This is a genomic window from Gracilimonas sp. B-17, assembly GCF_056857935.1.
Genome location: NZ_JBSXOA010000012.1, coordinates 482,770 through 501,746 on the forward strand (window position 1 = coordinate 482,770; position 18,977 = coordinate 501,746).

The window sequence follows — 18,977 nt, forward strand, 5'->3', positions numbered from 1 at the left end:
AAAAATCAAAATATGTAGCGAAACTGCATAAAAGAACTGAAGGATATTCACATATCTAAGGCCTACCATAACTAAAATTAAAAGGATCAATAATATGAGCAACATGATTCAGCGAGTACTTATCCTATGTACGGTACTAACTCTTTGTTTGTGTACTTTTGATGGGTATGCAGCAAATATCGAAGATGAAACAGTAATATCAGGTATCGTTACTGATGTAAATGGTATTCCTTTGGCCGGTGTAAATGTCAAAGTGGATGGAAAAGTGATTGGAACTGCCACTCAACCAGATGGTACCTTCAATCTAACCGTTCAGCAAGATCCGCCTCTTACTCTTGTAGTTACTATTGTGGGTTTTCAAACAAAAAGAGTCGAAATAACTGAATCGGTTGTTGATGGGTTAGAGATAGTATTAGAAGAAGAAACTATCTCAGGAGGGGATGTTGTAGTTTCTGCCTCTAGGGTAGAAGAAAGTATTCTGGAAGCGCCTGTAACTATAGAAAGGCAAGATGTAATTCAATTAAGAACTTCTGCTTCGGATGATTACTATAAAACCCTTGCAAACTTGAAGGGTGTTGACATGACCACAAGTAGTATAAATTTCCAAATTGTTAATGCACGTGGATTCAATTCAACAGGAAATACCCGAATGGTTCAGTTGACTGACGGTATGGATACCCAAGCTCCAGCATTGAACTTTCCTATTGGTAATTTAAATGGCCCTTCCCAGCTTGATGTAGAAAGTATGGAATTTATACCAGGTGCATCTTCAGCTCTTTATGGTCCTAATGCTTTTAATGGAATTCTGTTAGTAAATAGTAAAGATCCTTTCAGATATCCCGGTCTTAGTGTTATGGTCAAATCTGGTCTTAATCACATTGATAGTAATGAAAATCTTGGTGAACCAGGAAGTGCTCAGCCTTTATATGAAACGGCTATCAGATATGCTAAATCTTTCAATAATAAATTTGCATTCAAATTGAATTTCTCCTACTCACAAGCTCAAGATTGGGTAGGAATCAATTATGACGATAAAAACTCTAATTTAAACAGTGGTTTGGCAAACAATCCTGCTTATGATGGTGTTCATACATACGGTGATGACGGGACATTCAATATCGGTTTGTTAGGTATTAATCCTGCAACGCGTCAACAAATTGCTCAATCTGTATCTGCACAAACAGGAGTTCCACAATCTGAAGTAGAGCAATATGTTGCTGCATTACCTTCTCAGCCAGTAGCTAGAACAGGCTATCAGGAACAGTTTCTGGTAGATCACAATGCAGAGAATCTGAAGTTTGGTACATCATTGAATTATCGAATAAATGATAATATAGAAGCCAGTTATGCACTTAACTATGGTTATGGTACTTCTGTTTATAGTGGAGCACAACGCTATAGTTTAAGTAATTTTAGTATCTCTCAACATAAGCTTCAGCTTGATGGTGACAATTTTATGGTACGTGCCTATGGTACCTTTGAGAATTCAGGTGATAGTTATATTGCTGATTTCGTGGGTTTTGCAGTCAATGACGCATATCTTCCTACCTCTAGTTGGTATGGACTTTACGGAGGTACCTTTGTTGGAGGTATGATTCAGGCTGCTGCTGCAGCGCAGGGTGGTAATCCTCAGTACAATCAGGCAACTGTTGATGCAATTTTAAGTGATCCAAATATTGTAAATCAATTTCATCAGGCAGCGAGAGGTGCAGCAGATGCTAATAGAATAGAACCAGGTACCAGCGCCTTTCAAGCCGCAAAAGAAGCCGCTCTTGAGGGAGTTGTGCCAGATGGCGCTCGATTTGACGATAAATCAAAATTCTATCATGCTGAGGGTCAATACGACTTCAAAAATGAGATTGATTTCATGGACCTGCAAGCAGGGGTTAGCTTCAGGCAATATCAGTTAAGGTCAAATGGAACCATTTTTGCTGATGCCGGTGGTGTAGAGATCAATGAATATGGAGGCTATCTGCAGGGTTCAAAATCCTTGTTAGATGACCGTGTAAATCTAACAGCATCACTTCGTTATGATAAAAATGAAAATTTTGACGGACAATTTAATCCTCGTTTATCTACTGTGATAAATGTTGCTGAGAACCAAAACCTGAGAGCTTCTTACCAGACAGGGTTTAGAAATCCTACAACTCAGGGGCAATATATCGATCTAAACGTATTGACTGCACGTTTACTTGGCGGACTGCCTTTCCTAGCAGATAAATACAATATTACAGAGAATGCGTTTACCCTAGAAAGTGTAAATGAATTTACAAATACTGTCTTATCTGGTTCTCCTAATCCAGGCGTTTTGGAAGCCTATACTGAATTTGAGCCAGTTAAACCTGAGCAAATTCAGTCTTTCGAAATTGGTTACAAAGGTTTGTTAGGCAATAAGCTATTTTTTGATATGGCATACTACTATAATATTTACAATGATTTTATAGCTCAGTTTAGAATAAGAAAGGCTGCGGCTCCTATAAGTCAGCCAGGGGCAGCATTATCGTTGCTTTCAGGTGATGCCTCCAATACGTATCAAATTTATACCAATGTAGATGATGAGGTTGAATCACAAGGTGCTGTTATTGGTTTCGATTACAGCTTGCCCAATAAATTTAAACTCGGGGCTAACTACAACTGGAATCAACTCATTACTGATAGAGATGATCTATTTATTTTTGACTACAATACACCTGAACATAAATTCAATGTTAGTTTCAGCAATAGAAGTATTACTGAGAACTTAGGATTTAATGTTACTTACAGGTGGCAAGATGAATTTGAATGGGTTTCATCATTTGCGGATGGAACTGTACCAGCTGTATCTACAGTAGATGCACAGGTTTCATATAAATTGAATAATTTGAATTCAATAGTGAAAGTTGGCGGTAGCAATATTACAAACAACAGACACTTCTTGAATTATGGTGGCCCAAATCTCGGAGCCATTTACTACGTTTCAATTACATTTGACGAATTCCTTAATTAATTTTTAAGTAAATAAATCAAAAGCCCTGTTTATTAATTTAAGCAGGGCTTTTTTTATGTCATCAATTCCGGCTAATCTATTAAAAGAGTAACTTTGACATTATGTGAAGTGATTAGGGTGAATGGCATGCTATTTGCTCCTCATGAAGCAGAAATAGAAAAATCTTAACAATTGACGATCATCAATGAGTAAAAAAGAAGAAACAGAACAGCAGGTAGCCGAGCAAGAGGAGGCTATAGAAAAAGAGAACGCAGATACTGAAAATGCAGAAGATGTTCAGGAGTCCGAAGATCAGGAAGTGGATGAAGAACAAAGTCGCATTGAGGAACTTGAAGATGAATTAGCACAAACCAAAGATTCACTGCTTCGCAAAGTTGCTGAGCTCGACAATGTTCGAAAAAGAGTACAGCGTGAACGCGTTCAGTTATTTGAAGAAGCCAAGGCGGGAGCTCTCGAAGACTTCATGCCTATTGCTGACGATCTTATCAGAACCCTGAAAGCGGCAGAGGAATCTGAGATCGAAGATAGCTTCCTGGAAGGTGTTACCCTGGTTGCAGATAAATTCAAAAGTGTGCTCGAGAAGCATGGTGTTGAAAGAATTGATGAAACCGGTGTACCGTTTGATGTGAATTTACATGATGCAATGATGAAACAACCGGCACCTGATGAAAAAACCGGAAGTGATGTTGTTTTACAGGTTCTGGAAAGTGGATATAAGATCGGTAACAGAACCATTCGTCATGCCAAAGTAATTGTAAGCGAGTAAAGATAGAATATGTCTACTAAAAGAGATTATTACGAGATACTTGGAGTCGATAAAAATGCTTCTGAGGCTGAGATAAAGAAGGCCTACCGCAAAAAAGCCATGAAATTTCATCCCGACAGAAATAAAGGGGATGAAGATGCGGAAAAGAAATTCAAAGAGGCATCCGAGGCTTATGAGGTATTAAAAGATCCACAGAAGAAAGCCCAATATGATCAGTTTGGTCATGCAGGTGTAAACGGACAAGGTGGCTTTGGCGGAGGTGCCGGAGTTGACTTCGATAATATGGGCTTTGAAGATATTTTCAGTCGTTTTGGAGATATATTCGGTAGTGGCTTCTTTGGAGAGGAAGCATTTGGTGCAGGGGGGCGTAGAGGCCGTTCACGAGCCCGTAGAGAGCCTGGACAGCCTGGGTCGGATATGAAGATCAGAATGCCGCTTACCCTCGAAGAGATCGCATTTGGAGCTGAGAAAAAGCTTAAGATCAAAAAACAGATCAAGTGTGATGAATGCGATGGCACAGGAGCAGAAACCAATTCCGATTTTGAAACATGTTCTACATGTAATGGTATGGGGGAAGTCCGACAGGTTACCAGAACCATGCTGGGACAGATGGTAAATGTTCAGGCTTGCCCAACCTGTAATGGGGAAGGCCGCATTATCAAGAGCAAATGTAAGAAGTGCTCTGGGGAAGGCCGTATCAAAGGAGAGGAGACCATTAAGGTCAACATTCCATCCGGTGTTTCCAATGGTAATTACATCACCCTTCGCGGGCAGGGTAATGCCGGCAGAAGAGGAGGATCGGCCGGCGATCTTATCGTGCTGATCGAAGAGAAAGAGCATGAGAACTTTCAGAGAGATGGCAATAACATCTATTATAACCTGACGCTCAGTTTACCTGATGCTATTTTAGGAACCGAAGTACAAGTGCCTACTTTAAAAGGAAAGGCCAAACTGAAGATAGACCCCGGTACGCAACCCGGCAAGATGCTAAGAATGAGAGGAAGAGGTATTAAAGGGTTGAATAACTCAGTGGAGGGAGATCAATACGTTCGCTTGAATGTATACATACCCGAAAACCTGACAGGATCAGAAAAAGAAGCGATAGAATCACTGAAAGGCTCAGAAAACTTTGACGCTTCCAATGCTGATGACAGCGGTAAAAACTTCTTCTCGAAGATGAAGGATATGTTTGGATGATCATGAAAAAGTGAGAAAGTGATGAAGTAGCTCTTATTGTAAATGAAAGAGCTATTTTTTCAGCTAGCTGCTAAAACCTAATTGCATCCCATTCACTTCATCACTTTTCACTTTTTTAACAGTTATTCGGCTAAAACAGCAGTTCCGCTTACGGTTACCATAAGCATACTTCCATTGGCACCTATGGTCTCATAATCGATGTCTATACCAACAATTGCGGTAGCTCCCACGGAATTAGCTTTGTGTTCCATTTCTTCAAATGCCAGTCTTCTGGCAGATTGCAATTCTTTTTCATAGGCACCAGAACGCCCTCCTACAATATCACGTATACCGGCAAAGAAATCTTTGAATATATTTGCCCCAAGAATGGCCTCTCCGGTTACGACACCCAGATATTTTTTAATTTCTTTGTGATCCAGGCCGTGAGTCGTTGACATTATCATAGTATATCTCCAATTATTTAAAGTTTAGTTTATTTACTGATTTAGGCTCAAAATGTTACTCTGAAATATAACCCAAATAAAAAGCCCTTCACATGATTCATGGAAGGGCTCAGATTCAATTGATGACAGCTGGATCAGTTACGAGGTTTTGCCTCATTGACCTTTACAGGGCGGCCGTCGATCTCTGCTCCATCGAGTTGTTCTATAGCAGCTTCAGCCTCTGCTTTGTTATCCATTTCAACAAAGCCAAAACCTTTTGAACGGCCGGAATTTCTGTCAGTAATTACTTTGGCAGAACTTACTGTTCCGTAAGCTTCAAATACTTCTTTAAGTTGTTCACTGGAAACATCATAACTCAGGTTTCCTATATAAATATTCATAATCTTTAGATGTGTTTTTATAAATTAAATAGTAGATGTAATTCCGACGAATACAAATACCCATTCGCAAATGTACGCTATTTTGAATAGATCACAAAGAGAATGGGTTTCTTTCGCCTTTATAAATTAGTTCAGATAAGATTATCAGTCTTTTTCATTGACGCATCAGCCATTTCCTGATGATAGTTTTTAAGTTTTTCAGATAAAGCCTCGTTTGTCATGCCAAGCATACGTACAGCAAGAAGTCCGGCATTTTTGGCCTTGCCTATTGCAACGGTAGCCACCGGTATGCCATTAGGCATTTGAACGATCGAATAAAGGCTATCTAATCCACCAAGAGCTGTTGTTTTGATCGGAACACCTATAACCGGCAGTGTAGTGTGACTGGCTAACATCCCCGGAAGGTGAGCCGCCCCGCCAGCACCGGCAATGATGATCTTCAAACCACGCTCTGCTGCTTCTTTACCATAATCAGCCATTTCGTCCGGAGTGCGGTGAGCCGATACGACTCGTTTTTCATAAGGTACATCAAAATGATCCAGGACCTCAGTGGCTTCTTTCATGGTTGGCCAGTCACTGTCGCTGCCCATTACCACCCCTACAATTGGTTTACTCATGCTATTAATATGTTTTGAAATTATGTGTCAAAGATATCAACCAAAGATCAGAAATCAGAATCTCAGATCTCGATGTTTCTGGTGACATGCATCGCTGTTTTATAGGTTTCCTCGAGGCTTTGCCCAAGCAGAGTGTAGTGAGCCATTTTGCGCCCAACTTTACTTTGCACCTTACCATAAACATGCAGGTGACCATCTTCCTGTTCAAACCCCTCCAATACATCTTCGGTTTGAGCCGGTCTTTTATGGGTTCCAAGCAAATTGATCATAGCTACGGCAGGAGCCTTCATTTTTGGAGAGCCCAGTGGCAGTCCTAAAACGGCTCTTACATGATTTTCAAACTGAGAGGCAACCGTTCCTTCTATAGTATAATGACCGGAATTATGAGGCCGCGGTGCAGATTCATTGAGCAGGACCTTTCCTTCTTTAGTGAGAAAAAACTCAAAAGCGAAAATTCCTTTACCATCAATAGCCTCGGTTGCTTTTACAGCCAGTTCCTGAGCTTTTTCGCGAAAATGTTCATCAACAGGAGCCGGGGATAGAACCGCTACGCAAATATGATCTTTTTGCACGGTCTCACAACATGGATATACAACCGTGCCGGTCTCATTGCGTGCAACCTGTACGGCGATCTCGTTTGTGAAATCAACAAAAGCCTCAGCTACAATATCGCGACCTTTATCTCCACCCAGTTTTTCGAAAGCTTGCTTTGCACTTTTCAGATCTTTCACCGTTTCGTTGCCGTACCCATCGTAACCACCTTTGGATGATTTTAACAAGTAAGGCCACCCATAATCCTCCCCAAATTCTTTCAGATCATCTTCAGACCTGACAAGTTGATAAGGCGTTACCGGAATACCGGCATCTTCAAAAGTTTGTTTTTCGATCAGTTTATTTTCAATCAGGGCAAAGCTGTCGGGTGAAGGAAAAATTGGGGTCCCACTTTTTTCCTGAACTTCTTTAAGAATGGCAGAACTGATAAATTCATTTTCAAGAGTGATGACGTCACAGTCTTTGGCGAAGGCGACCATATCTTCAACAGAAGAAAATGACCCAGAGGTGGAAGAGGGTGTCATGAACTGTACAGGTTCATTTTCAGGCCGGTCAGAAAAAACAGCTACCTGAATTCCGAACCTAAAAGCTTGTAAAGCACTCATGCGTGCAAGTTGACCGGCTCCCAGAAAGCCTAATTTGAAATTAGCGGGTATTGAGTTAGTTGCCATGGATAGTTTTTCTTTTAAAGGTAAGAATATTTTGAGTTATGAGTATGGCGTTTAAGGTTAATGCATCTACAGGAAGTGTACTCTAATTAAAGTATCAATACAGTCACGAATTCCTTAATTTCGAATCCGAAAAAATTCAGCCCACATATGGATATAGAAGAAAAACTTAAGCAGATAAAATCCCGGTTCGAAGAAGTAAATGCAGCTATGAGTGATCCCGCTGTTTTTGATGATCCGGATAAGTATACGGCACTGACGAAGGAGAGAAGTGACCTGGAGGAGTTAGTAGAGGATTACGACACCTGGAAAGATCTGACCGGCAGGCAGAAAGGAAATGAAGAGCTCATTGAACAAAATGAGGATGCCGAGATCACGGAAATGGCCAGGGAAGAGAATGAGGAGATCAAGGAGGAGCTGGTCGAACTTGAGGAAGAGATCAAAATGAAACTGATCCCTAAAGACCCTGAAGACTCTAAAAATGCCATTGTTGAGGTTAGAGCCGGAACAGGAGGGGATGAGGCCGCGATCTTTGCGGGAGACTTGTTTGAGATGTACCGTAGATATGCAGACAAGATGGGTTGGAAGATGAGTATTTTAAGTATCAATCACTCTGAAAAGGGTGGTTATAAAGAGATCGTGTTCTCTTTGGAAGGAGACGAGGTTTTTGGGAAAATGAAGTACGAAAGTGGTGTTCACAGGGTTCAACGGGTTCCCGAAACTGAAAGTCAGGGGAGGGTTCATACCTCTGCCGCTACTGTTGCAGTGTTACCTGAAGTTGAAGAAGTGGATATTCAGATCAATCCGGCGGATATCCGTGTTGATACCTTTCGTGCAAGTGGAGCAGGTGGGCAGCATGTTAACAAGACAGATTCGGCCATACGACTTACTCATGAACCAAGCGGAATAGTGGTTGAGTGCCAGGAAGAGCGGTCGCAGCACCAGAATAAGGAAAAGGCGATGACCATGTTGCGTGCCAAGATGTATGATATCGAATTAGAGCAAAAGCAGAAGGAGCGGGCCGCAGAACGAAAAAGTCAGGTTTCCACCGGCGACCGTTCGGCAAAGATCCGAACCTATAACTTTCCTCAGGGACGATTCACGGACCACCGGATCAATCTTACCCTTTATGATCTGGATAATATCATGAAAGGTGATATTGACGAAGCGATTAAGGCTTTACGCGTACAGGAGAATCTGGAAAAACTAAACGCGCTGGCAGAGGAATAGTTTGCTATTTCGAGGCTGAATTGCTTACTACATTCCAATGCTCCTGACTCATGGCATTGATATCAAATACCGAAATGCCTTTCGCGCCACCTTCTTTGGATTTTTGTATCGCAGTTTTTAATTGTGCGGGAGTAAGGGCCGGTATATATAATCCTGCTACAATATCAAACCGGTTATGAGATTCCCGAACACCTTGCTCTGTGGCAAATCGGATCCATTCCAGGTTCTGCCTATAAAAGTTTTGGTAGAGCATGGGTAAGGCAATGTCAAGGTCCCAGCTGGCCCAATCCTGCCGAACCATTTGACGGCTCATTTCAGGAAACGGAAAAACTGCCGCTGTAAGGAGCTTCTCTTCTTTGTGAACAATTTCTGCAATTTCATTTACAAGTGTGGTGACTGCATTGAGCCGGAATTGCAGCCACTCCATACTTAATTCCGGATTCTTCATCTCTATTGGGTCAACCCCAAACATTTCTTCAAAACCTGTACGAGCATTTGGGTGATAGCCATAATCAAATTCAGGAAACTGTCGGTCTTGTTCCAGGTCATATTTAGGCTGAAGATCAGCTCCAAGAATCACGTCTACATAACGAACGTAATCAAGGTGAACAGAATACAAGCCGGGGATTTTTGCATAAGTATCCATGGTGGATTTAATATACTCCCGGGCCCCCTGTGAAAATGGAGAGAGCCATTGATAATAATCTACATAAGCGCGATAATCATATGAGTTGTCCCCATTACGGTTTACTGCGTACCATTCGGGATTTTTGGCTGCGGTTGAATCGCCGGGTCGATTTAAAGTCCAAACCCATGCATGAATATTGATGCCATAATCTGAAGCATAGTTGACTACTCGCTCTGTTTCTTCAGGGTTAGCAGACAGAAAAAGATCAGTGAGGCCATATTTAGACAACATTTCAAGTTCAGAACGCCATTCGGTTTCGGTTTCTGCAATGTCAGCCCCTGTCCAGGCAGCGATCATAAAGCCTGATTCTTCATTTTTTTGAGTGCAACTTAATACAAGAGTGAGTGCTAAAATGTATAGGAAAATAGGTGTCCGTTTCATGATGACGTAATGATAAAACCATCCTGGTTGATGGTAAGAGAGTTTTTATTCGCATTAGTTACGGTGATTTCAAAACCCAGTTTTGTTGAGTTAACTGAGCCTTGTAGCGGAATGTCATTAATAATGAAATCCGGTCCGCCAAAATCCCTGATATTATCAGAAAAGCGGTCATGATCGACCTTCCATTCGAGCTGTTTTCGATACAAATGAAATAGTAACTGGTATTCATTCTGATATGGATCTTCTTCAATTTTGGAGTTTTGCGTATCTGCAAAATACACATACCCCCAGTGTTCAGGCCGGTGCATGTCGATGGCTGATTGCTGAGTCCATACCCAATTATTTTCAGAGAGAAGATCACCGTTCGAATCGGTCTTTTTCTCATACTTACCATCAGTAATTTGGTGTCTCCATTGCACCCTTGAAAAATTAATCCTCCAGATACTCCCGACCTCAAGTTGAGATCCGCGGTCAATATCTTTCAGTGGATTGATAGGTATTGCCATTTCAACACTCCAGCTATCATCAGTGTCATTTGGATTGTTAAGTGTTCCATTGATATCAATACCGACTTGTGTCTCGTTTAGGTCCCAATGATCTAATACAGGTCCATTTCTGCGATAGGGACGGGCAAGAAATAATTCCCAAAGTGTACCGAGAGCGTTTACCTCAAACTCAGCGTAATAGGGCTGAAACTGGTTAGGTTTTATAAATATCTCAAAGTCATTGTTGTAAAAAATCACAGCATCTCGCTCTGTGATGTCACCCCAAATATGCTCTTCCTCCATTTCAGTATAAAAGTAAATGAATTGATCATCCCACAGCATCTTAACCCTGGTATTGTAGTAGGGCGCTGGCTTTTGTTCACCTTCAATATCAATAAATAAGTCTGTCCATTCGGCTGAATTCCAGCTTTCTTCATTAGCCAACCCATCAATAATGGGTGAAGATTCTGCCTGTTTAATGGTGTAGGACTTTGGAATAGGGAGTTCTAAAACCTCAGGAGAGTGGTTGAGTTGGATACAACTCGAGCAGAATAATAGTAAAAGGAATAGGGTGAATTTTTGCATTTCCGAAAATACAAAAATAATAACCCCGTACTCAAAAAATGAATACGGGGTTAAAAGCTAATTGGTAATTAAGATGCTTTGGCTATTAAATCTTAGGTGCTGCAGCAAGCAGTTCGTCACTGGCTTCGTCAGCAAATTGCTCAAAGTTATCTATGAACATCTTAGCCAGTTTTTTGGCTTTGGCATCATAAGATCCGGTGTTTTCCCAGGTATCGCGCGGGGTCAATACACTATCCGGCACACCGTCTACATGTTGTGGGATAGACAGGCCGAAGATCGGATCTTTCTTGTACTCTGCATTGTCCAGGTTGCCTTCAATAGCTTCTTTCAGCATTCTACGGGTATGAGGGAGTTTCATGCGATGTCCAACCCCATATTCGCCTCCGGTCCAGCCGGTATTTACCAGCCATACCTTAGCTTCATGTTTTCTGATCTTTTCAGCTAACAGTTCAGCATATACAGTAGGATGTAACGGCATGAATGGAGCTCCAAAGCAAGCTGAAAAAGTAGCTTGTGGTTCAGTTACTCCTCGTTCGGTGCCTGCAACCTTTGCAGTGTAGCCACTGATAAAGTGATACATTGCCTGTTCAGGTGTTAGCTTCGAGATCGGAGGTAAAACTCCGAAGGCATCAGCAGTCAGAAAAATAATGTTTTCAGGGTGTCCGCCTTTGCCGGTATCACTGGCGTTTGGAATATTATCCAAAGGATATGAGCATCTGGTATTCTGAGTAAGGCTCACATCATCAAAATCAGGTTCCCTGTTATCATCCAGTACCACATTCTCCAGGATGGTTCCCGGCATTTTAGTAGTGGCATAAATAAGTGGTTCATTTTCTTTTGAGAGGTTGATGGTCTTTGCATAGCAACCGCCTTCGAAATTGAAGACTCCATCATCACTCCATCCATGTTCATCATCACCGATGAGGATCTTATCGGGGTCTGCAGAAAGGGTGGTTTTACCGGTTCCTGAAAGACCAAAGAAAACCGCTGTCTTTCCATGTTTGTCGTGATTAGCAGAACAATGCATGGCCATGACACCTTTTTTGGGAAGAAGGTAATTCATGACAGAAAAGATGCCTTTCTTCACCTCACCGGAATACAATGTTCCCCCTATGATGATCAGCTTTTTCTCAAAATTACAAAGGATGAATGTGCTGGTTCGGGTACCATCAGTTTCAGGGTCAGCCTTGAAGTGTGGAGCTGCCAAAACAGTGAACTCAGGCTCATGATTTTCCAATTCCTTTTCAGATGGCCTGATAAACATATTGTGGGAAAATAAACCATGATAAGCAGCTTCACTGACCACTCGAACGTTTAGGCGATTATTTTCATCAGCACCACAAAATAGATCCTTAACGAAGAGATCTTTGTCTTTGAGATAGCTAACGGTCTTATCAAAAAGATTATCAAAAACATCTTCAGATATCGGTTGGTTGATCTCACCCCAGTCAATATCATCATGTATGGATGGCTGATCGACTATGTACTTGTCTTTTGGCGATCGACCGGTATACTGACCGGTAAGTACCCTCAAGGCATGATCTTTGGTGAGAATAGCTTCACCTCTGAGGATGGCTTGCTCATAAAGTTCAGGGGGAGTCAGGTTCCAATAGACATTTTCATTTTCATTTAAACCCAGGTAATCTAGTCCGACGTTGCTTTTAGGATGTGATTTGTAATCTACACTCATGCTTTCGTTTTAATTATTTTTGAGAGCACGAAAGGTAAGCATTTGAAACATGAATTATAAGCTCAGTAAGCGTTTAAGGCGAATTATGAAGGCATTTATACAAATTTATGGAAGCGCTTTTATATGTTACGCAGAAAGCAGATTTTGCTTAAATATGAATGACTATTATTAGATTGTTGTGAAAACATAAGGTGATGTTTTCAGGTAACTGTCTTGTATATTTAGTTTTTTTACAAAACTGGAAACAGGGGTTGCAAATTTTTCCAGTGGAAATCGATCTAGTTAACCTTAGTATCGAACTGTATAATGGGAAGCACACTGATTTGCATTCTGTTTATACAATGAATTTATTATCTCAGTTTATGGAGTAAGTTCTGAGATCAAAGAATCAATGGATACGGAGTACCCCCAATTTTGTGCGTCTTTAAGATATTTAGCAGCAGTATTTTTTACATCAGAATGATCTGGCCCAAAATTAGCGATCAATGATCTGATAGAATGTCTGTATAGGGAATCAGCTTCCTTATAGCGTTCTTTAATCACCATTATGTCAGCTAAGCTCCTTAGGTCACTTGCAATGTATGGATGGTTAGGATTTTCATAGACCTTTCTGCGTATTTCAAGTGATTTTAAATAATGAGATTCAGCTTCCTCATATTTGCCTTGTTGTTTTAATAGATATGCAATACCTGTATGGTCGAAGGCAACATTTTGATGAAATTCACCAAACGTTTTTATATCGAAGCTCAATACCTGTTTATACAATGATTCAGCTTCTTTGAAATCCCCCATGTCTGATTTTAGATTTGCTCTGTTGTATAGGGCAGAGACAACACTCGGATGTTCCTCCCCCAGAATTTCATTGAGAACCTGGTAAGATCTTTTAAATAAAGAATCTGCTTTTGAATATTCATTTGTATAGTAATATAATCCTGCCAGATTATTTATGGCAGTCGCAGTATTCAAATGTTTTTCACCATAAAGTTCGAAAGCCATTTCAATTACATCAACGTATAGAGATTCGGCCTTTATATATTCATTCATTTCTTTGTAAGAATATGCCAACCCCATGTAACTGTTCAATATATCCGGATGTGGTGGTTCAAATAATGACTCACTTACATCTATTGCTTTATTCCAGGTGTTCACTGATCCAACAAAGTCACCTTCTTCTGATTCTATGGCACCCAGCTCTTTTAAGACGCGGTAATAATCTCTTGTATTCGTAGCACCAAGGTCTTTGAAGATCTCTTGGGATCGTTTTATCACCTGGTAAGCACTGTCCAGATTTCCCTGATCTTTTAATGTTTCAGCTTTTAATCGCATACTCTTTGCTAAATCAATGTGTTGCTCAGCGGGCATCATGATCTGATAGGATATAGCTGTGTCAAGGAGTGAAAGCGTCAGGTCATACTCACCAAGTACATGTTTAGTTTGGGCAAGTGAGTAATATGAAGAGGCTAATTCCGGATTACTTTTGTCGTATAAATCTTTATGTAAGGCAACTGACAAGTTTTTTAGAGAGTCGGCTTTATCAGGGAAACTCAAAAGACTATAAATTGAACCTAATACGTCCATCAATCGAGCTTGGACTCTTGGTTCATTTGATAAGTTTCCAATATTTTTTTCTCCCTCATCAAGAAGTTGTAGAGCAGTTATCTCTTTACCCCTGCTGTTACCGGGAGAATTTGCCTCAAAAAGTTCTATCAGGAAGTTGGTTACCTCATTTGCTGTTTGGGCTTCAGTTTTAGCTATATTTTTTTCATATCTGAGCTGAGTCGTATAATAGACCATGGTAGCAATCAAAATGACAAAAGACGCTACTGTGTATACTATTGGCAGCTTGTTTCTCTTAACAAATTTGCGGGTTTTATATGTAAAACTACCTTCATGGGCTCCTACCGGCAGACCGGCCTCAAAATGCTTTAGGTCTTCAAGAAATTCACTGGCCACACGATAGCGTTTGTCATATTCTTTACGCATCGATTTTAAAAGGATCGCATCAAGGTCACCTTTAAGCCTTCGCTTTAATTGGGGATCACTGGCGGCCTCACTTGGTTTACACGGTTCATCATGGATAATGGTCTGTTCCACTTCATAGCGCGTTTTGTCATCCAGTTGATAAGGATCGATGCCGGTCAATAATTTATAAAACACCACACCAAGTGAATACATATCAGTTGCGGTCGTGATGTTGGTTCCTTTGATCTGTTCAGGGGCGGCATAGCGAGGTGTCAGGATCTTTGATCCCGTCTGTGTCAGCATCAGGTTATCTTCATCCTCAAGAAGCTTTGAGATACCAAAATCCAGGATCTTTACATTCCCTGATCGGTCGATCAAAATATTATCGGGTTTCAGGTCACGGTGTACTGTTAGGTTCTCATGAGCATTTTGAACAGCATGAAGAACTTGCCTGATCAATCTGATCTTTTCACTTACAGAGCAATTGTTTTCTTCGCAATACTGCGTTATTGGTATCCCATCCACGAATTCCATGATGATATAGGGAAACCCTTCATCAGTAACGCCACCATCATAGAGTTGTGCGATTCCCGGGTGATTGAGCCTTGCAAGGATATTTTGCTCTCGCTTAAAGCGTTGGATATTCTCTTCTGTAGCCCGCCCGTTCCGTATGATCTTGATAGCTACCTGATGCTGGAAACTATCGTCAGAGCGTTCTGCCAGAAAGATCACCCCCATGCCACCTTCACCGATCTTCTCAGTAATTGTATAGGAACCAAAGTCGGTCCCGATCAGTGTATCGCTGGAAAGGGAGCTGATAGATTCAAAATCACCATCAAACGCTTTTTTCCTGTATCCACGAAGGCCTTCAAGCCATCCTTCTGAATCGGTGATGGATTGGAGCATTTCGATGACCTCGGTTTTGAGGTCTTTGTCTGTATAGTTGGAGTCAAGGTAGGGGATACGTTGATCTTCAGGCAGATCCAATAGCTTATCGATGATCTCCTCAATTTTGTTCCACCTTGATCTTCCCATACCAACTACATTTTATTTTATCCTTTAAGATCGTTTTTAGATACGAATTTCACTTTATTAAAAGGTCATAATCGCTCAACTAATCTCAAATCTTTCCTTTAGTTCTTTATAAAGCCATCCACGCGCCTTCATCCAATCTCTCTTAACGGTACTTTTAGATACCCCTAATGCATCCGCTGTATCTTCAATGCTCATGTCTCCAAAAAAACGCATTTCAACAACTCTGGAAAGCCTTTCATTTAACTTTTCAAGTCTATTTAAAGCGTTATCAATGTTTATTAGGTCCTGTGCGTCTTGTTCATGCTTACTGAATATCTCATCAATGAAAGTCAGGTCTTTATCTTTGCCACCCCGTTTGAGTGCGTATTTTTTTCTGGCATGATCGATCAATATCTGGCGCATACATTTTGAGGCGATAGCGAGAAAATGACTTTTATCTGAAAAGTTTATACACGTTTGGTCGATCATTTTCAGATATGCTTCATGCACCAAGTCCGTTTTGGAAAGTGTGTGGTCATCTTCCTGACGATTCATATGCCCGTAAGCCAACTGGCGTAATTCACCATAAATGACCGGGTAGAGTTTATCGAAAGCTCCCTGTTCTCCAGACTTCAATTGCTTTAACAATTGAGTTACTTCATTTTTTTCCATCTGCACATTGTTTAACCTTCGCCCTTAATCTATTGACCCGTTTATATTTAGCGTAAACTTATTTTTATTTTAGGACGGTGGGTATATAAACATTCTTTTCAATATTATCAAAAAGTTGAGGGAAATCAGTAGTATATCGATACAAGATCTCTATCTTCTGTACGAACTCATATTTGTATCATAATCCGGAAGAGAAGCGTCTCATAAATGAATGCAGAAAAACATCTTTTTATGCCAGCTGAATGGGAACAACATTCAGCAACTCAATTACACTGGCCTGCAAATTCTGAAAAGTGGCCGGGAGATCAAATAGATAAGATAGAGGCACTGTATTGTGAAATCATTGAAGAGCTTCATTTCTTTGAGGTCATTCATTTATTTGTGGAGGATCTTGGTGCACGAAACCGTGTGATGAACAAACTTTCATTAAAAGCTGTGGATCTTGACCGTATTGTGATCCATCAAAGAAAGATAAATGATATCTGGGCCAGGGATTGTGGCCCCATATTCGTAAAAGATGAGCAGGACGGTCATGTGTTACTGAATTTTGGGTTTAATGCCTTTGGTGAAAAGTATCGTCCCTGGAGTGATGACGATTCAATTCCTTCGTATATCGCCAATAAATATGATATGAAATGTGTCGAACCAGGTATGATACTAGAGGGCGGTTCTGTTGATGTAAATGGGGATGGTGCTCTTCTGACCACGGAATCAGTTTTATTGAATGAGAACCGCAATCCTAAGCTTTCAAAGGATGAGATCATTCATAAACTTGAAAACTACCTGGGAGCAGATCAGGTAATATGGCTGAAGAGCGGATTAAGCGAGGACGGGAGAAATGGGCAAGTACAGAATGTGGCCCGTTGGTTAAATAAGGATACGGTTTTAACAATGGTCACAAAGGATGGATTACATCCGGATCATGAGAATCTTCAAGAAAACCTTGAAATACTTAGATCTGTGACGTTGAAAAACGGTAGGTCATTGAATATTGAGACCCTGGAACTTATTGATAAAAAAGATTTTCAGGAAGGTACTATGAACTCTATGAATAGGTCTTTGAGTTATACCGGTTACTATGTTGCCAATGGGGCAGTTCTTGTGCCTCAGTTTCGTGCGGGTAATAAGGATGATGAGGTTAAGGGGGTTATAAAAAAATACTATCCGGGAAGAAAAATTATCCCCATTGATTGTACTCCACTCGCAAAAAGAATTGTTGCCGGCTTACATGGTATCACTCAGCAGTGGAGAGGAATAATCTATTAAAAAGAGCTCTAATTACCTGATTCTACAGGTAACCGGGTAGGAGTGACTTCACCTGAAGCCAGTAATTCAGAAACCTGAGCAATGGCCCGGATCGTATTGGTTGTATGAGGAATATTGATTGTATTAAATTCATCCGATACCTGATGATAATCCTGATCTACATCGATCGGAGTGGTGCTGATAGTATGTGCAGGTACTCCTTTTCTGGCAAGTGTAGCATTATCCGACCTGTAAAATAAATTTTGATTCGTAAAAGGATCAGCATAAAATCTGAAATTATCGGGGGAATGTTCTTTAAAGATCTCTCCGAAAGAGGTCTTATCAAAGCCGGTTATCCAGGCAGTATTCTCACCTTCAACTGCCGGTTTACCGATCATTTCTATATTGACCATGGCAACTATCTTTTCCGGTTCAATTTGTTCCGAAAAATGCCGGGAACCAAATCCACCCATTTCTTCTGCTGTAAATCCAACAAAATACAAGGTTCGTTCAGGGGTTTGCCCTGAAGAGAAATATCGAGCCAACTCTATCACACCTGCCACTCCGGAGGCGTTATCATTGGCTCCATTGACCACTGAATCCTCTTCAACTGGATTAACTATTCCAATGTGGTCATAATGAGCTGAAAAAAGAACGATCTCGTCTTCACTTTTACCCTGGATCTTACCTACAATATTTTCGAGTTCCAAAGTTTCAAGTTCGTTGAAGATCTCAATCTTTGCACTGTTGACCGATCCGTTCATTAATACAAAGAGGTCGTTAGGTTTTTGATCGACCTTCAATGTGCGATTTGCCCGGCTATAGTATGAACGATACCTGTTAAACCATTCAACATGTTCATTTGCAACGACAACGATAGATGATTCACTGTCATTTCTGTAAGTATTGAATGAACTGCGGAAATCTTCGGAATCACTGATCCTTTTAATTGAGACATCACTTAAAGACCAGTTCAAAGAATCAGTATTGGTGATGCTAAAATATTTATGGTCTTCTATAATTTGACCATTCAAGGTAACGGAAGAGCGGGAGGGAATGATGGAGTACAAAGTGAATTTCTGCCGGTAATCTTCATAAACAGGAGTGAGACCAATATTCTTAAACTCATTTGCAATAAAATCAGCGGCTCTTTTGATGTCAGGACTCATAGCATGCCGGCCCCTCATTTCATCAGAGCTTAGGGTGCTGATGATCTGTGCTACGTTATTCTCCGTAATCTCCTGGCGATTATTGCAAGAGGATATAAACAAAAAAAGTGTTGCCAGTGTGAAAAGCAAAACTGATCTGATATTCATTGATAGAGATCTATTCTATTTAAATTTTACGTGGCAATATTAAACATACAAGTGAATTCTATTTGAAAAAAGATGATACAGCAGCGTAAAGCTCTGTAAA

General features: G+C 40.7%; 15 protein-coding genes. 5 read left to right on the plus strand and 10 right to left on the minus strand.

The window, feature by feature from the left end:
• The first annotated feature begins 94 nt into the window (after positions 1-94).
• The 3 genes from AC13FX_RS10655 to dnaJ all read left to right on the plus strand — a co-directional run bounded on the left by AC13FX_RS10655 (position 95) and on the right by dnaJ (position 4,949).
• Positions 95-2,986, plus strand: coding sequence for a TonB-dependent receptor (locus tag AC13FX_RS10655; protein ID WP_482880582.1), 2,892 nt, complete (start codon positions 95-97; stop codon positions 2,984-2,986).
• A gap of 184 nt (positions 2,987-3,170) precedes the next feature.
• Positions 3,171-3,752: a nucleotide exchange factor GrpE gene (locus tag AC13FX_RS10660; RefSeq protein ID WP_482880583.1), complete on the plus strand. Its 582-nt coding sequence runs from the start codon at positions 3,171-3,173 to the stop codon at positions 3,750-3,752.
• A gap of 9 nt (positions 3,753-3,761) precedes the next feature.
• Positions 3,762-4,949, plus strand: a complete 1,188-nt coding sequence (dnaJ, locus tag AC13FX_RS10665) for a molecular chaperone DnaJ (protein WP_482880585.1) — start codon at positions 3,762-3,764, stop codon at positions 4,947-4,949.
• A gap of 122 nt (positions 4,950-5,071) precedes the next feature.
• On the opposite strand, the gene AC13FX_RS10670 is transcribed toward dnaJ, so the two are convergent.
• From AC13FX_RS10670 to AC13FX_RS10685, 4 genes are all read right to left on the minus strand, one after another.
• Positions 5,072-5,392 carry a heavy metal-binding domain-containing protein gene (locus AC13FX_RS10670; RefSeq protein ID WP_482880586.1) on the minus strand — a complete coding sequence of 107 codons (321 nt, stop codon included), beginning with the start codon at positions 5,390-5,392 and terminating at the stop codon, positions 5,072-5,074.
• Positions 5,393-5,526: 134 nt separating this feature from the next.
• Positions 5,527-5,772, minus strand: a complete 246-nt coding sequence (locus tag AC13FX_RS10675) for an RNA recognition motif domain-containing protein (RefSeq protein WP_482880588.1) — start codon at positions 5,770-5,772, stop codon at positions 5,527-5,529.
• Positions 5,773-5,903: 131 nt separating this feature from the next.
• Positions 5,904-6,389 carry a 5-(carboxyamino)imidazole ribonucleotide mutase gene (gene purE / locus AC13FX_RS10680; RefSeq protein ID WP_482880589.1) on the minus strand — a complete coding sequence of 162 codons (486 nt, stop codon included), beginning with the start codon at positions 6,387-6,389 and terminating at the stop codon, positions 5,904-5,906.
• 62 nt (positions 6,390-6,451) lie between these two features.
• Positions 6,452-7,612: a 5-(carboxyamino)imidazole ribonucleotide synthase gene (locus AC13FX_RS10685; protein ID WP_482880591.1), complete on the minus strand. Its 1,161-nt coding sequence runs from the start codon at positions 7,610-7,612 to the stop codon at positions 6,452-6,454.
• A 153-nt stretch (positions 7,613-7,765) separates the two neighbouring features.
• Between AC13FX_RS10685 and prfA the strand changes: the two genes are divergently transcribed.
• Positions 7,766-8,839 carry a peptide chain release factor 1 gene (gene prfA / locus AC13FX_RS10690; protein WP_482881669.1) on the plus strand — a complete coding sequence of 358 codons (1,074 nt, stop codon included), beginning with the start codon at positions 7,766-7,768 and terminating at the stop codon, positions 8,837-8,839.
• A 4-nt stretch (positions 8,840-8,843) separates the two neighbouring features.
• On the opposite strand, the gene AC13FX_RS10695 is transcribed toward prfA, so the two are convergent.
• The 5 genes from AC13FX_RS10695 to AC13FX_RS10715 all read right to left on the minus strand — a co-directional run bounded on the left by AC13FX_RS10695 (position 8,844) and on the right by AC13FX_RS10715 (position 16,316).
• Positions 8,844-9,908 (minus strand): family 10 glycosylhydrolase, encoded by a 1,065-nt coding sequence (locus AC13FX_RS10695; protein ID WP_482880592.1) that lies wholly within the window; start codon positions 9,906-9,908, stop codon positions 8,844-8,846.
• The gene (locus tag AC13FX_RS10700; RefSeq protein WP_482880594.1) at positions 9,905-10,978 is read right to left on the minus strand and encodes a carbohydrate-binding family 9-like protein; all 1,074 of its coding nucleotides are present in this window, start codon (positions 10,976-10,978) and stop codon (positions 9,905-9,907) included. The genes AC13FX_RS10695 and AC13FX_RS10700 overlap by 4 nt, the downstream gene beginning before the upstream one ends.
• A gap of 85 nt (positions 10,979-11,063) precedes the next feature.
• On the minus strand, positions 11,064-12,668 hold the full coding sequence (locus AC13FX_RS10705) for a phosphoenolpyruvate carboxykinase (RefSeq protein WP_482880596.1): 1,605 nt from the start codon (positions 12,666-12,668) through the stop codon (positions 11,064-11,066).
• A 360-nt stretch (positions 12,669-13,028) separates the two neighbouring features.
• On the minus strand, positions 13,029-15,665 hold the full coding sequence (locus tag AC13FX_RS10710; RefSeq protein WP_482880597.1) for a tetratricopeptide repeat protein: 2,637 nt from the start codon (positions 15,663-15,665) through the stop codon (positions 13,029-13,031).
• Between the two features lie 75 nt (positions 15,666-15,740).
• Positions 15,741-16,316: a sigma-70 family RNA polymerase sigma factor gene (locus tag AC13FX_RS10715; RefSeq protein ID WP_482880599.1), complete on the minus strand. Its 576-nt coding sequence runs from the start codon at positions 16,314-16,316 to the stop codon at positions 15,741-15,743.
• A 207-nt stretch (positions 16,317-16,523) separates the two neighbouring features.
• Between AC13FX_RS10715 and AC13FX_RS10720 the strand changes: the two genes are divergently transcribed.
• Positions 16,524-17,582: an agmatine deiminase family protein gene (locus tag AC13FX_RS10720; RefSeq protein ID WP_482880600.1), complete on the plus strand. Its 1,059-nt coding sequence runs from the start codon at positions 16,524-16,526 to the stop codon at positions 17,580-17,582.
• An 8-nt stretch (positions 17,583-17,590) separates the two neighbouring features.
• Here the strand turns inward: AC13FX_RS10720 and AC13FX_RS10725 are convergent, their stop codons facing one another.
• Positions 17,591-18,877, minus strand: a complete 1,287-nt coding sequence (locus AC13FX_RS10725) for a M20/M25/M40 family metallo-hydrolase (RefSeq protein WP_482880602.1) — start codon at positions 18,875-18,877, stop codon at positions 17,591-17,593.
• Positions 18,878-18,977: the final 100 nt, after the last annotated feature.